The organism is Paenibacillus sp. FSL R10-2771 (assembly GCF_038000205.1).
Classification (GTDB): Bacteria; Bacillota; Bacilli; order Paenibacillales; family Paenibacillaceae; genus Paenibacillus_AQ; species Paenibacillus_AQ phytohabitans.
Genome location: NZ_JBBOBM010000001.1, coordinates 1,551,478 through 1,565,777 on the forward strand (window position 1 = coordinate 1,551,478; position 14,300 = coordinate 1,565,777).

Consider the following 14,300-nt stretch of genomic DNA (forward strand, 5'->3'; position numbering starts at 1 on the left):
GATGGCCCTACAATTCCTCTTAAATCTGTTGATTGCCTTTCTGTGGATGGCGATAAATAACGATGGCTCTGGCTCAAGCTTCATAGCCGGCTACGTCATCGGTATTATATTATTGCTGATTTTGACGAAATCCCTGGCCCGGACCCGGCCATTCTATCTCATACGTATATGGGCTATACTGAAGCTTCTGCTGATCTTTGCCCGTGAACTTACGGTCTCGAATTTCGTGGTCATCGGCCATATCATCCGTCCAAAGCTGGCTATACGTCCCGGTATCTTTGCTTATGAGACTGCCTTGACCTCGGCTTGGGAGGTTACGCTGTTATCGTGCCTGATCTGTCTGACGCCGGGAACCCTGACTCTTGATGTTTCGAAGGATGGCAGGACGCTGTACATTCATGCACTTGATATTAAAGATGCAGAGCTGCTTGTCGCGCAGATTAGAGGCACTTTCGAACAAGCGATTATGGAGGTGACCCGGTAATGATCCAAGTTATGCTAACCGTGGCAATGATCATTCTGGCGCTGGCGATGCTGGCATGCCTGTTCCGTCTCCTGAAAGGGCCAACCCGATCAGACAGGGTTGCCGCGCTCGATACGATAGGCATTCATGTACTCGCAATGATCACTGTTTTCTGTATGCTGCTGGATACCCAGGACTTTCTTGAAGTTATTCTGGTTATCGGTATTCTGACGTTTATTGGAACAACGGCACTGGCCAGATATATTGAACGGGGAGCCGTTATAGAGGATGGAGGGAACCCGAATGACAGGTGAACTGATTAGCTCCATTCTTGTGGTGATGGGTGCAGTCTTCTGCGGCTTAAGTGCCTTCGGCTTGGTCCGGCTGCCTGATGTGTACCTGCGTTCACATGCGGCCACCAAAAGTGCAACCTTCGGGGTGCTGTGTCTGCTGACAGGAGGCTTCCTGTACTTTTGGTTTAAAGACGGAACGGTTAATATCAAGCTGCTGCTGGCGATTGTTTTTGTATTCATCACTTCACCGGTGGCAGGCCATTTAAATGGCCGGGCAGCCTACCGTTCCGGAGTTCCCTTATGGAAGGGAAGCATACAGGATGATCTGAAGGTCCTGGGGGAAGAGCGTCAGGAAACGTCTGCAAAATAATACTTAATCGCTGAATTCCTTATAGGAAGCGGGGGAACCAGGTTATATGGGGTGAATCTCGGGATAGACGAGTAGGGCTACTTTCAGGCCCGAATCCGGCAGCTAACCCCGCAAGCGTTCATGAGAGGATGCACTGTTTATGCCGCATATTGAAGTGAATGGAACGTCGCTGTATTACGAGATGTCGGGCAACGGTCTGCCCATTGTTTTTATTCATGATTATTCGACCTCCCATCATCTGTTTGAGCCGCAAGCGGATTATTTCAGCAAGCGTGCGAAAGTAATCGTATTCGATTTAAGAGGGAACGGGCAGTCCGGTAAAATGGATGTGGAGATTAGTCGGATCGTAGACACACAATGTGAAGATTTGAAGCTGTTATTGGACGCTTTATCTGTAGAGAAGGCTGTGATCGTAGCTTGTTCCAGTGGTGCTGTGCTCGCCCAGCTCGACAGACCGCACGAAGGAAATTGCAGCAGAGTATGGTGCGGTCATTTATGACTTTGAATGGATCGGTTGTTCAAGGAACTGAACAGTGAGGGAAGGGTAACCTCAAGCCTCCGGCGAAACCGGCGGGTCCGGCGGGACTGCAATATCCAGTGGATCGGCCCGTTGCATAAGTATTTGGCGGCGGAGGGCCCACGCTGGAGAGCAATATATGTACCACGCACTTCATGAAGAAGCACTCAAATATTACGACAAGTTTCTGGAGACCGGTCAAGGCAGGATCGAGGACAATATCCGGATGGATCTACGGCCAACTGCCTTCGCAGGCAGTTGGCCGTTTTTGATGCGAAAAAACGCAAATAAGTAATTTCACACATTTATTTCGTGGAACACGAATACTATTAAAATATATAAGTCCACTAGAAAGAGGAGAGATGTTATGGTTCGCCATTACACGCAGCTGGAATTGATCACGATATCGAAATTACCTCCGACCACAGTGAAGAGATGGCTAGAGTATTTCTCTTATTTTGTAGCCGCGACCCGTCAGGGAGACCAGGTGCTTTACCCTTATGAAACTTTGAAACTACTGAAGCGGATCAGTGAACTGCGTGCAGAGCGTTACCATCTCAGTACCATTGTTCGTCTGCTGATTGAAGACGGCTTTCCGATGTATGGCAAAGAGGACAAGAAGGAGTTGCAACCTCCTCCGCCAATGGAGAAAATCAGCGCCGAGCCGAAGAAGCCGGACAGACAGCAGCTGCTTGTTGCTTCCCTGGCGGCGCTTGCCGATGAGCTTAACCGGATTGCGGATCATCTTAACCACTTGAAGGTGCAATAAATACATTCCGGACCGAATTCAATGAGCGGCAGCTTCATGGTTTGAGCTTGTCCATTTTGCTTAGACTCAGCCACTGCCCCCGCGTAACCGAGGTATCGGGAGTAATGCCCAGATGCGCGGACATTAGACGTGATTTATGAGGTGGTGAAATCCGGTTGGAACTTAAGATACCGGATGATTATCAAGAGGAATCATGAACGATACTGTCGTGCCCCTGCCCGGTTCACTCTGGATAAGAAGACCCTGGCCATACCGCTGAACCAAACGGCGGTTGGTATTCCTTAAGCCGATTCCCCCGGTGTTATGCCGGGTAAGGCTTAGGAGGTTCTCAATCTCGGCAGCCGGAATCCCTTTGCCATTATCTATAATCTGTACACAGGCGCCAGCTTCCGCCTGATATATGCGCACCACCAGTTCGCCGCCCTTCGCCCGGCTCAGCAATCCATGTCTTACTGCATTCTCAACGAGCGGCTGGATGGACAGCGGAGGAAGCTTGAAACGGAGAGCGGGCTGGATCTCCCACACCACAGTTAACCTGTCTCCAAAACGGACTTGCTCAATGAATAAATAGGATTTCACCAGGGAAATTTCATTCTCCAGATCCACCAGCTGATTCGTATTAATGAAATCAACGCTATACCGCAAGTAATCTGCAAATGCACCCGCTACATTACGCATCTGTTCCATATCAAATTCACTCAGGGCCATAATGGAGTTGATGGTGTTGAATAAGAAATGCGGTTTGATCTGGGCCTGCAAGTAGGCTGTTTCCATCCGCAGACTTTGGTCAATCGATTGTTTCAACGAAATTAATGCCTGCACTCTGTACTTCAGCTCTAATCTTTCAACAGGTTTGGTTACATAGTCATTGGCTCCATGTAAGAATTCTGTATATGACTCTTCTGAAATCGAATGGGTAATTAACAAGAGTATCGGCAGCTCCGTAATATCAAAATGTTGTCTGACCTGCTTGGTAAGCTCATATCCTGACATTTGCGGCATTTTCACATCGGCAATTAACAAATCCCAGGAAGCAGAGCGGATCAGTTCAAGGGCTTCATCGGCACTGGAGACCGCAGTTAATCTGTAATTTTCTTCATAGAGAATATCAGCCAACACTTTCAGGTTCACCGGATCCTCGTCCACAATTAGAATATTGGGTCTTGCCATCTCATAGAGAGGCCCGGACGATCCTGCACGGACCACTTCAGCAGATCCTTTATCTTCGCTAATGTTGCGGCGTTGTTTAACCCTAGAGGCTTCAATAATAATCTCTCCTTGCTCCGTTATACTTAATTGCGTTATGCAGCAAATTAAATAGAATTTGGGATAATCTTTTTTCATCTGCATATACGTGTGAGAGTTTTGAAGAGATAGTTATTTCTTAACTGCAGAGGTTTGCCTTCCATTGAGTAAGTGAGCATGTTGATAACATCTGTGATAACTTTCCGGAGCTCTACATGGCTGAAAGGAGATCAATCGGGTAAAACGGGAGGTTTTTTTCGCTCGTAAACCATTTTCCCGTATAAAATAAAACCAGACAGCCGGGAGATTATATAATCCGCCGGCGATCCAATAGGCGTGATTCAATACATCCTTAACCGGGAAAATCAACATATAAATGCTATAAATGGAGAGGGTTGTTATATAAAACCGAAAGTCCTTCCAATAATGTTGCTTGCACATTCCTTTGGCGTAATGGTTGTTAGTGCAGCTACCTCACTCACATTTCCGTTTTTCTTCTGCTCGCTTTTTTCCCAAGGTTAGATGCCTCCCTCGAGCATAGTGTAAACGTCTTAACTGAACAATAAATGAACAAATTTTGTGGGCTTTGATGGCGAAGGCAAGGCTGTAACCAGTCTCAGGCGCAACCGGCTGGTGAAACGAAGCTGTAATTTTGAGTGGATAGGCGCAGTGTACCTTACTTGAACAAGGATGGAGCCCGACTGGCCCCGGGTGAAGATCAAAGCGGTGATCCCGTAAACGTGAGAGATCCAGCAGGTTGATTTTTATTGCCCAGCTATCATTAGGCGGCAGACATTGCAGCCATGTAAAAGGTAATGAAGCCGCTGAATCCGTTCAGCGGCTTTTTTTCTCAGGTGAATTTCAGCAGAAACAGCATTGACTCTATCTATGTTCCCTAACTATAATATTAATATAATAGTAAATAGATTAATATTTGTGTTAACTAAATGACACGAAGCCGGACTGGAAGATTTGTTCGGTATAATAATTCCCTAAGGAGGGCTTAGCTTGTCTCAATCTATACCCGCATACACCGGTTATCTCTTAGTTCATTTCATCGGGGAGCAGCCGGATGGCGAACAGGTCTATTTCTCCTACAGTGAGGACGGCCTGCACTTTAAGGATCTGAACGCGGGTCTGCCTGTTCTGCGCTCGGAGCTCGGGGAAAAGGGAGCCAGAGATCCCTTTATCATCCGTTCGCCGAAGGAAAGCAAATTCTATCTGATTGCCACCGATCTGCGCATTGCCAGCGGCAAGGGCTGGGGTGCAGCAGTGGAGGCCGGCAGCCGCGATATTATTGTCTGGGAATCTGCTGATCTGGTGAACTGGTCACAGCCGTGGGCAGTTACGGTCGGTGTGGAGGGCGCCGGATGTGTATGGGCTCCTGAGGCGATTTACGATGAGGCTGCGGATGAATTCCTGGTATTCTGGGCTTCGGCTACTCAGGAGCCGCATGAGAGTGAACGAAAGCATAAAATATACAGCGCGCGCACGAAGAATTTCCGGGAATTTACGGCAGCAGAGAAGTACATTGAGCGCGACAATCATATCATTGATACGACAATTATCGCTGCTGGCGGGAGTTACTACCGTTTCTCGAAGGATGAGACAACTAAGAATATCCGGGTGGAGCAAGGTGCGTCGCTGGATAAAGACGCCTTCAGCTTTGTGGATGCGCCGGTTCTGGAGGCCATTATGGGCGTGGAAGGCCCGGAGATTTATAAGCTGAACGGCCGCGGGGAATGGTGCCTGATTGTGGACCGTTATGCGGAAGGGAAGGGATATCTTCCCTTGTTAACGTCTGACCTTAGCAGCGGCGATTTCCGCGTGCTTGCAGACAGGGAGTTCGACCTTGGTGTAAACACCAAACGCCACGGCGGAGTCCTTCCGGTTACTGCCGGGGAACGCAGCCTGCTGCTGGCGGCCTTCGGGGACGGACATAGCTACATAATGAATGAAACAATCACCAACCCGGTTGTCCTGCAGCGGGCAGACCCCTGCATTTACCGGCATAGTGACGGCTATTATTACTTCACCGCTTCGGTTCCCGAATATGACCGGATTGAGCTGCGGAGAGCCCGGACGATCGGCGGACTTACAGCCAGCGAGCCTGTCGTCATCTGGACGAAGCATACCACCGGTATTATGAGCGGTTATGTATGGGCGCCGGAAATTCATTACATCAGCGGGAAGTGGTACATCTATTTCTCCGCCGGCAGTGATGATGCACCTTTTGCACAGCGTCTGTATGTACTGGAGAATGCTTCTGACAATCCGCTGGAAGGAAGCTGGGAGGAGAAGGGGAGAATCTATACCGCATGGGATACGTTCTCGCTGGATGCCACTACCTTTGCGCATGCGGGATCGCAGTATCTGGTGTGGGCGCAGGAGGACCCTTCGGTTCAGGGGAACTCCAGCCTGTTTATCTCGAAGATGGCTAATCCATGGACGCTGGAAGGTGAGCAGATCCTGCTGACCCGGCCGGACTATGAGTGGGAGACGATTGGATACCGTGTAAATGAAGGGCCTGCTGTTATGAAAAAGAACGGAAGAGTTCTCCTGACCTATTCGGCCAGCGCGACCGATCACCATTACTGCATGGGCCTGCTTACCGCACCGGATGACAGCAATCTGCTGGACCCCGGCTCGTGGACGAAATCCCCGGTCCCCGTCTTTACGACCAGCGAAGAGAACGGCCAGTACGGTCCGGGACATAACAGCTTTACGGTAACGGCAGATGGAACGCAGGACCTGCTTGTCTATCACGCCAGAAATTATAAGGAAATAGAGGGAGATCCCTTGAATGACCCTAACCGTCATACCCGTGTCCAGCCTGTGGCATGGGGAGAAGACGGACTGCCGGTATTCGGATTGCCGGTGCCGGATGGCCATGAGCTAACTTTATAGAATGAGGAAGGGGTACCCGGCATGCGCCAAGCAGCCGGGTGCCCCTTCTTGCTGAGCAATGGATTATCCAAATAGTGTTCCCTAATAGGGAAGCAAACTGTAATAAGAGCAAAATTTGCTGTATTCACTGCATGTTCAAACGGACTGGAATACGGTTTACTAGAGGAGGAAACAAGCTAACCCGAGGGAGGAACTACAGTATGACACAAGCTATGCAGCGTCAGGAAGTCGTATCCATACGCAAAAATGAGGCATTTGCCGCAGTTGCCGCGCAGCTGGAGCCCCGGCTTATTCACAGGGAATGTACGCCGAAGCAGATCGTCCGGATGATAAGGAATGAACAGCTGATCCATGGCTGGCAGGCAGAAGCGGTGCAACACGTGCAAGACCTGCCCGGCATGTCATTCGGCCAAGGTGAAGAGGTGATTCTAGATTTCGGCGAACATCTGGTCGGAGCTCTGGCAATCCGGATCGTTCCCGTCGGCAGCCCGCCGGATGCCCCGCTGCATCTGCAGATTACACTTGGTGAAATGCCGGTGGAGATGGCGGAACCCTTCTCGGAATACAACGGATGGCTTAGCAGCTCCTGGCTGCAGGAGGAGCGGATTCATCTGGATGTACTCCCCGCTGCCCTGAAGCTGGAACGAAGATACAGCTTCCGGTATCTCAAACTAAAGGTTCTGGATACCTCGCCCAAGTACAAGGTATCCTTTGCCGACATCAGCTGCACAGCTGTAACCTCGGCCGACCGCTCTGCGTTATCCGCCACGCTCACCTCTGCGGACGCGGAGCTGCAGGTGATCGATGAAGTCAGCGTAAAGACGCTGGAGGAGTGTATGCAGGAGGTGTTCGAGGACGGGCCCAAGCGGGACCGCAGACTATGGCTTGGTGACCTGCGGCTGCAGGCGCTCGCCAATTATGAGACATTCTCAGGCAACGGTCTTGTGAAACGCTGTCTGTACCTGTTCGCGGCTTATCCGGATGAACGGGGCAGGATCACAGCCAATTTGTTCATGAAGCCGCAGGTCATAGCGGACGATACGTATCTCTATGATTATTCACTCTTTTTTGTCTCTGTGCTTCACGATTATTTCCTGGCTACCGGTGACCGGAATACGCTGGAGGAGCTGTGGCCGTCTGCTTACCGGCAGATTGAGCTGGGGCTGGAGCGGCTCGACGAACGCGGAATCGTTGCTGATGACGAGAGCTGGTGGGCCTTTATTGACTGGCACCCTAACCTGAACAAGCAGGCCCCTTCCCAAGCTATCTTAATCTATAATTTGAAGCGCGCGCTGCATCTGGCAGCTTTGCTCGGAGATGAGCGTAAGGCTACGCTGGAGCGGACAATCGGAGAGCTTACACAAGCGGCGGCGGAGCATTTATGGGACGCCCAATCCGGCTGCTTCATCAGCGGCAGGGACAGACAGATCTCCTATGCGTCACAGATCTGGATGGTGCTGGCTGAAGTTCCGGAACCGGAGCAGGCGAAGGCGCTCATGCTGAGGCTGCTGGAGGACAAGTCTGCGATTCCGATGTCCACACCTTATATGGTTCATCACTTCATTGAGGCGCTGATTCAGGTAGGCGAGAGGGAGACAGCCATCCGGGAGATCAAGAAGTACTGGGGGCAGATGATTAAGGACGGAGCGGATACGTTCTGGGAGCTGTATGATCCAAACGACAAGAGCTTTTCACCTTACGGCAGTCATCTGATTAACAGCTATTGCCATGCCTGGAGCTGTACTCCGGCTTATCTGATCCGTAAATATCAGCTGTAGAAGCAACTGGATAAGGCAGCATTGCGAACAACCTGAGCATCCGCAGCAAGCGGCGTCTCAGGTTGTTTGGTTATGCTTGCGGTAGAGCAGCGGAGTTAACCCGTAGCGCTCAACGAATTTCTTGTGGAAAAAGCTCAGGCTTTCATAGCCGCATTCACCGGCAATCTCTCCGATAGAGCGGCCGCTGCTGGTGAGCAGGAGAGCGGCATAAGCCATACGGTGCTCCTGCACCAGCTCCCCGAAGGTTTTGCCGGTGCTTTTCTTCAGCAGATTGCCCAGATAATTCGGATTGAAGTTAAAGTGAGCAGCCAGATCCTTCAGGGAACAATGACGGAAATGCCGTTCGAGATACTGCAGAATCTCCAGCAGATCGGCCCGTTTGGTTAACGGAAGCCCGCTTAAGGCAGGATCTTGGTTCAGTACCCGCATGAGTTCCGTGAATACGATGACCATATAGCCGCTGATCATATCCGCCGAGAACTCACGGGGATCGAAATACTCGCACATAAGGCTGGCGAGAACATGGTGAAGGTTCAGGCAGTGCTCCGAGCGGAAGAGGAGATAACGGTCATGGGCGGTGGAAGAAGACTGGGCATTGACCAGAAAGTCGGTTAATCTCCCGTCAATGCCGAGGCGTGTCAGAAATGCCGCGCTCAGCGTTTCCTTGCGCATCAGAATATTAATCAGAATGTCATCCTCATCCAGAATGGATATCGAATGGGGCATATCCGTATCGAGCAGGCAGATCTGGCCTTGAGTCAGCTCAATGTCAGAGCCGCCGATCCTCTGACGGCAGCGGCCGGAGTACATGTAATTAAGCTCGATAAAGGAATGGGTATGCTCCGGCATCGCCGCAAACCTGTGATGCTTGCTGATATGATAATCACCCTGGCGGAAGAAGAGGTGTCCCGGCAGACGCGGAACCCGTTCTCCGGGCGGCAGGGTCATTTCTTGGCCGCCGAACTCTTCGATGTTGCGGCGGGTGAGCCGCTGCTTGGCTTCTATGGTATTATGGCGGCGCAGAGCCTGTTCAAGCTCCCGGTGATCCATCCGGTCCGGTCTCCTTTCCGGCTACACTAAGCTTCCGGTATTCTTCAGGTGTGTGTCCCGTCATTTTCTTGAACAGCCGGAAAAAGTATTTGGCGTTGTCGATTCCTAAAGCTTTGGCGATCTTATAAATCTTATCCTCACTTGTGCGCAGCAGCAGCTTGGCACGTTCAATACGCTCTTTGTTGACATAATCAATCAGATTCTCACCGGTCTTTTCTTTGAACAGAAAACTCAGGTAGCTCGGGCTGATGTAGAACAGACCTGACAGATGCTCAAGTGTGACGGGAGAAGCTATGTTTTTGCGGATATACACCTTCACATTGTCGATGACATTTGGCGAAGAGTACACCGATTGCTCCTTGAGCAAGTCCGCTGCGGAGGTGAGCACCGTCAGGAAGTACAGCCGGATCTCCTCAGCATCGAACGAGATGCTAAGCACGGCTTCCAGGCTCGAAGACGGATGCTGTCCGTTCTGGGCCGGGAAGTAAGCAGCGATCAGCGTTTTGACCTCAGCGATGATATGCCGGCAATTCTCTTTGAGCTGATGAATGGTCGCCGCAGGCTGCCCGCGGTAATAGTCAAAATAATCGAGCACCCCTTCAGTAACCTTTCCGGTGTTGCCCGATTCAATGAAAAAGATCAGGTCCCGGCTGCCTTCCCACATCACGGGCGCGGTCTGGTAGCTGCCGGGATGGTAGAGGAAATACTGGCCCTGGTCTGCGATGGCCCGGCAGTTCAGGGCAGACATAGATTCCTCGCGTGCCTGCTGCAGCCCGGACACAGTGCTTATTACACTGCTGATGCCAATGCAGGCCTGGGGTCCCGTGCCGGCAATCAGCTTCCGGGCTTCGGAGGCGGCCAGTTCCAGGATCTCGGTCTCTGGAAGTGAACTGTCATAGAGCTGGAGAGAGAAGGCCACCTTCCTGCTCTGCGGGTGCAGAAGAAACAGGCGGGTCCCCTCCAAAGCAGGCTCCTGGGCAGCTAATTCTTCCGGTGTATAGAGAGTTAACAGGACCATTCTGCCGGCAGACATGAGATTCCGCATGGGGGCAGAGCGGAACACGGGCGGGTGCTCCACGGGATAAAACCCGGAAATATATTGCAGCAGGGCATGCATATCTCCAAGCAGACTGAGCTGCTCAGCTTCTCTGGTGATGCTCAGCGTCTCCGCCTTGGAGGACTGCTCACTTTCGATTGCGGTTACCGCTTTGGAGATGGCATCAAGGATTTCTTCTTTACTGAACGGCTTCAGCAGATAATGGACTACGCGCGCCGAAATGGCCTCCTGCATATATTCGAAATCAGAGTAGCCGCTGATTACGATAATCTTTTTGTCGGGATATTGGCTTTGCAGCTGCCGGAGCAGGGATTTGCCGTCCATTACCGGCATCCGCATGTCGGTGAAGATCAGATGCGGGTCCTGTGTACGGACGAGCTCAAGGGCATCCCCGCCGTTGTCTGCTTCACCGCAGAAGCTGAGCTCAGCAGTTACGCTGCAGATCTTCTTCAGCAGGCCTTGGCGGATCAAAGGCTCGTCGTCGACAATGATGAATTTGTACATGGTCCAGCCTACTTTCAGTGTTATTTGGAGGGGAGAGTCAAGGTTATGGCCGTACCCGCCGCAGGTTCGCTGGTAATCGCCAGTCCGAAGTCGGAGCCGTAGTAGAGAGCGATGCGGGAGTGCACATTCTTAATGCCGATGCTCTGTCTGCTGCGATGCCCCAGCCCCATGAACTCAGGCTGCAGCTCCAGCAGCTCCTGAATCTCATTCAGCCGTTCGGCGGGAATACCGATCCCGTCATCGCGGATTTCAAAGATAATCCGCCCGCTATCCGGCTCCAGGTAGCCTCTGAGCAGAAGCAATCCGCTGCCCTTCTTGTTCTCTAATCCGTGGTAGACGGCATTTTCCACCAAAGGCTGAAGAATCAGCTTGAGAATTCTGGCTTCCAGCACAGCCGGCTCCATTTCTTTGACATAACGGATTTTGCTGCCATAGCGGATCTGCTGGATGGTCATATAGTTATCGACATGCTGCAGCTCTTCCCGGGCAAGCACCAGCTCACTGTCGGTCTTGATGCTATAACGGAACATGTCCCCCAGGGATTTGGTCATCACTGCAATGCTGTCTACCTCCTCAATCTCGGCGATACTGTTGATAGATTCAAGTGTATTGTACAGGAAATGTGAATTAATCTGGGCTTCAAGCGCTTTCATCTGCGAGTCCATGGTCAGGATTTTATTCTGGTAGCTTTCCCTGACAAAGGTATCGATGTCCTTCATCATCTTGTTGTATTCCGTATACAGGAAGCCGATTTCGTCCACCCGCTGAGGCTCAATATCGGTCGTGATGAACTTTTGTGATTTGTTTTTGCGCATGATCCGGGCCAGACGGGTAATCGGTTTGGTAATCCAGTTGGACAGCAGGACAGAGAGCAGAATGAAAATAACGGCGCAGGTCAGAGAAATGTAAACGATCAGCTTCCGGGATATCCCGTATTTCTCATACAGCCCGCTTAGTGAGATATTGGCGATGACACTCCAGTGATAGACCGGAAGCTTTTGAATCACAGTTAACATGTCCCCGTCGTAAAATTCCAGCTCATCGCCCGCCATGGCCTCCGTTCTGCGGATTAAGGCGCTTGGCAGCCGGGTGTCGGTGTTCTTGCCGGTACTGTCATAGATAATGTTGCCGTCGTCATTCGCCAGGACAAAGTAGCTCATATTGGGTACGGCATCCTGGTTCAGGCCCTTGAAAATATCCAGGCTGCAGTCCAGCATGAATACGCCGAGGAACTCTTGGGTCTTCATATCGTAAAGCGCCCGGGAGAAGACAAGGGAAGGTTCAGAGTTAATGATATAGGGCTTTACACCGGGTTCTCCGATATAAAGCTGGCCTTTGCTGGCTATGGTCTGCTGATACCAGTCATCCTGGAACGGGACATAGCCGACCTGAAGCTCGGCGGTGCTGCCGTAGCTGATGTTTTTGCCGTCAGGGGCAAAAAGATAAATTCCGTTAACATAATCATAGCTGAGCAGCAAATTCTCGAAGATCAGCTTCAGCTTGTTCTGTATAATGAAAATGTCGTAGGAGTCGCTGGTAAGTGCCAGCTTCTTCAGTTCATCACTTACTGTACTGTATGCGGTTGCACTCGAGGACTGCTGCTGAATGGTCAGCGAGATGCGTTCAATATTTCCGAAAATGTCCTCAATGCCCTGAACCGTATTATGAACGGTGTTGGAGGCAACAAGTGAGGTCTGCTGGTTGACCAGATCGGTATAGCTCTGATAGGAGCTATACGTGACAATGACAATCGGAATGACGGAGACAAGAACCAGCGCCAGAAAAAGCTTTGTTTTGATACTGACAAATTTCATACTTGTTTCCTCCGATGTAGAAGACCGTAAAATAGTGCACCTTAAATGCAAAAGTAATTATACCGCTTTCACGATTAAGATATCAATACAGCCACCGGGAAGAAGGGCGGCCGGGAAATCGAAGGTATAGAAGAATAGGGAGGTTATTTAATGAAAACGCGATCAAAGAAACGGACGGGCACGCTGCTGCTGGCGTTAATGCTTACACTGCTTGCCGGCTGCGGATCAGGAAACAACGGGAATCAGCCGGCCAATAATGGGAACACTTCAACCACACCGGAGGCTGAGGCAACGGCCGCAGCGGCCACAGATACCGCAAGCAGCGCCAAGAAGGTGACGCTCACAATGATGGTATCCGGTACGAAAGCCCCGGACGGACAGGATTTTGCACTCGATATCATGCCTAAGCTCGTCAAGGAGAAGTTCCCTAATGTTACGCTGGAAACCTCGAAGCTTCCGGATGAGCAGTATTTCACTTCTATCCGTACCAAGCTTGCTTCAGGCCAAGGGCCGGATATTTACTGGGTTTTCCCGAGAAATGCATCCCTTGGAGTGCTGGATATGGCCAAAGCTGGTTATGCGGCCGACCTGTCCGATCTGGCCTTCTGGGATAACATCAGCCAGGGAGCGAAGGAGGATATGTCTTACGAGGGCAAGCCTTACGGAATCGCAGGCGGCCTGGATTACCTGGGGGTCTACTATAATCAGGACTTGTTCAAGCAGGCGGGCATTACGGAAATGCCGCAAGACTGGCCTTCATTCCTTGAAGCCTGCCAGAAGCTGAAGGACGCGGGTATTACTCCAATCTCACTGGCGGATAAAGACCCGTGGTTCCTGCAGTTCGGAATGTATCAGATTGCCGCGAATGTCGTTTACCCGGATGAAATGGATTTTGACACCAAGCTCCAGGCAGGCGAGAAATCACTGTCAGATCCGAAATGGGCAGCGACAATCTCCAAGATGAAGGAATTATACGACAAAGGCTATGTGGTCAAAAATTCACTCGGACTTGGAAGTGCCCAAGCAGCTCAGCTGTTTATTGACGGCAAATCGGCGATGATTTTTGACGGAACCTGGGATTATGCTACATTAACGGCCAAAGGTGCAGCTGACTTTACCCGCGGATTCTTCTCCCTGCCGGCGAATGAAGCAGGACAGCCGACTTACGTGTCCGCTGCAACTGCTGCCGGGTTCGCATTGAATGCCAAGTCGGAGAATCTGGATGTCGCCAAAGAAGTGATGAATTATCTGTTTGACGGCCAGTCTGACCTGTTCAAGGCCTGGACCGGAGCGAACAGCTCGATCAGTGTATATAAAGGTGTAGCCCTGAACCATGAACTCTTCAAGGAAGTCAACGATTCCTACCTGAATAACGGAAAGTCCGTATACTTCCCCAATCAGATGTGGCCGACAGGTGTAGCTGAAGAAATGGAAGCTAAATTTGCTGAAATTATCGGCGGACGCAAGACCACTCCGGAGCAGGTCACAGAGGCTATGGATGCGAAGTTCAAGGAATTGTGGAAGAACAAATAA

The 14,300-nt window shown here is 51.0% G+C and carries 12 protein-coding genes, 1 pseudogene and 1 riboswitch; of the genes and pseudogenes, 9 read left to right on the top strand and 4 right to left on the bottom strand.

What is annotated here, in order from left to right; all coding sequences use genetic code 11:
• Position 1 precedes the first annotated feature (1 nt).
• From NSU14_RS06545 to NSU14_RS06565, 5 genes are all read left to right on the top strand, one after another.
• Entirely contained in the window at positions 2–484 is a 483-nt protein-coding gene (locus NSU14_RS06545; RefSeq protein WP_076244458.1) for a Na+/H+ antiporter subunit E, read from the top strand.
• Positions 484–777, top strand: coding sequence for a Na(+)/H(+) antiporter subunit F1 (locus tag NSU14_RS06550; RefSeq protein ID WP_042139024.1), 294 nt, complete (start codon positions 484–486; stop codon positions 775–777). Before NSU14_RS06545 ends, NSU14_RS06550 begins: the two co-directional genes overlap by 1 nt.
• On the top strand, positions 767–1,126 hold the full coding sequence (gene mnhG, locus NSU14_RS06555) for a monovalent cation/H(+) antiporter subunit G (protein ID WP_340943639.1): 360 nt from the start codon (positions 767–769) through the stop codon (positions 1,124–1,126). The genes NSU14_RS06550 and mnhG overlap by 11 nt, the downstream gene beginning before the upstream one ends.
• A riboswitch (cyclic di-AMP (ydaO/yuaA leader) is annotated at positions 1,125–1,258 on the top strand. Its footprint overlaps the gene before it by 2 nt.
• Positions 1,259–1,265: 7 nt before the next feature.
• Entirely contained in the window at positions 1,266–1,625 is a 360-nt protein-coding gene (locus tag NSU14_RS06560) for an alpha/beta fold hydrolase (protein WP_336103364.1), read from the top strand.
• 385 nt (positions 1,626–2,010) lie between these two features.
• Positions 2,011–2,412 carry a MerR family transcriptional regulator gene (locus NSU14_RS06565; protein WP_042139022.1) on the top strand — a complete coding sequence of 134 codons (402 nt, stop codon included), beginning with the start codon at positions 2,011–2,013 and terminating at the stop codon, positions 2,410–2,412.
• 162 nt (positions 2,413–2,574) lie between these two features.
• On the opposite strand, the gene NSU14_RS06570 is transcribed toward NSU14_RS06565, so the two are convergent.
• Complete coding sequence (locus NSU14_RS06570; RefSeq protein ID WP_081970093.1) at positions 2,575–3,762, bottom strand: histidine kinase; 1,188 nt, start codon at positions 3,760–3,762, stop codon at positions 2,575–2,577.
• A 903-nt stretch (positions 3,763–4,665) separates the two neighbouring features.
• On the opposite strand from NSU14_RS06570, the pseudogene NSU14_RS06575 reads away from it, so the two are divergent.
• The 3 genes and pseudogenes from NSU14_RS06575 to NSU14_RS06585 form a co-directional block, all read left to right on the top strand.
• Positions 4,666–5,334: pseudogene (locus NSU14_RS06575) on the top strand (glycoside hydrolase family 43 protein); the annotation flags it as partial.
• A gap of 273 nt (positions 5,335–5,607) precedes the next feature.
• Positions 5,608–6,564 carry a glycoside hydrolase family 43 protein gene (locus NSU14_RS06580; protein ID WP_042141453.1) on the top strand — a complete coding sequence of 319 codons (957 nt, stop codon included), beginning with the start codon at positions 5,608–5,610 and terminating at the stop codon, positions 6,562–6,564.
• A 200-nt stretch (positions 6,565–6,764) separates the two neighbouring features.
• On the top strand, positions 6,765–8,342 hold the full coding sequence (locus tag NSU14_RS06585; protein WP_340943643.1) for an alpha-L-rhamnosidase-related protein: 1,578 nt from the start codon (positions 6,765–6,767) through the stop codon (positions 8,340–8,342).
• 57 nt (positions 8,343–8,399) lie between these two features.
• Here NSU14_RS06585 and NSU14_RS06590 read toward each other — a convergent pair whose 3' ends face one another.
• From NSU14_RS06590 to NSU14_RS06600, 3 genes are read right to left on the bottom strand one after another with little or no spacing between them, the layout of a single operon-like run.
• Positions 8,400–9,392: an AraC family transcriptional regulator gene (locus NSU14_RS06590; protein ID WP_340943645.1), complete on the bottom strand. Its 993-nt coding sequence runs from the start codon at positions 9,390–9,392 to the stop codon at positions 8,400–8,402.
• The gene (locus NSU14_RS06595; RefSeq protein ID WP_340943646.1) at positions 9,373–10,953 is read right to left on the bottom strand and encodes a response regulator; all 1,581 of its coding nucleotides are present in this window, start codon (positions 10,951–10,953) and stop codon (positions 9,373–9,375) included. Before NSU14_RS06595 ends, NSU14_RS06590 begins: the two co-directional genes overlap by 20 nt.
• A 20-nt stretch (positions 10,954–10,973) precedes the next feature.
• Positions 10,974–12,767, bottom strand: a complete 1,794-nt coding sequence (locus NSU14_RS06600) for a cache domain-containing sensor histidine kinase (RefSeq protein ID WP_042139015.1) — start codon at positions 12,765–12,767, stop codon at positions 10,974–10,976.
• Between the two features lie 150 nt (positions 12,768–12,917).
• On the opposite strand from NSU14_RS06600, the gene NSU14_RS06605 reads away from it, so the two are divergent.
• On the top strand, positions 12,918–14,300 hold the full coding sequence (locus tag NSU14_RS06605) for an ABC transporter substrate-binding protein (RefSeq protein WP_340943651.1): 1,383 nt from the start codon (positions 12,918–12,920) through the stop codon (positions 14,298–14,300).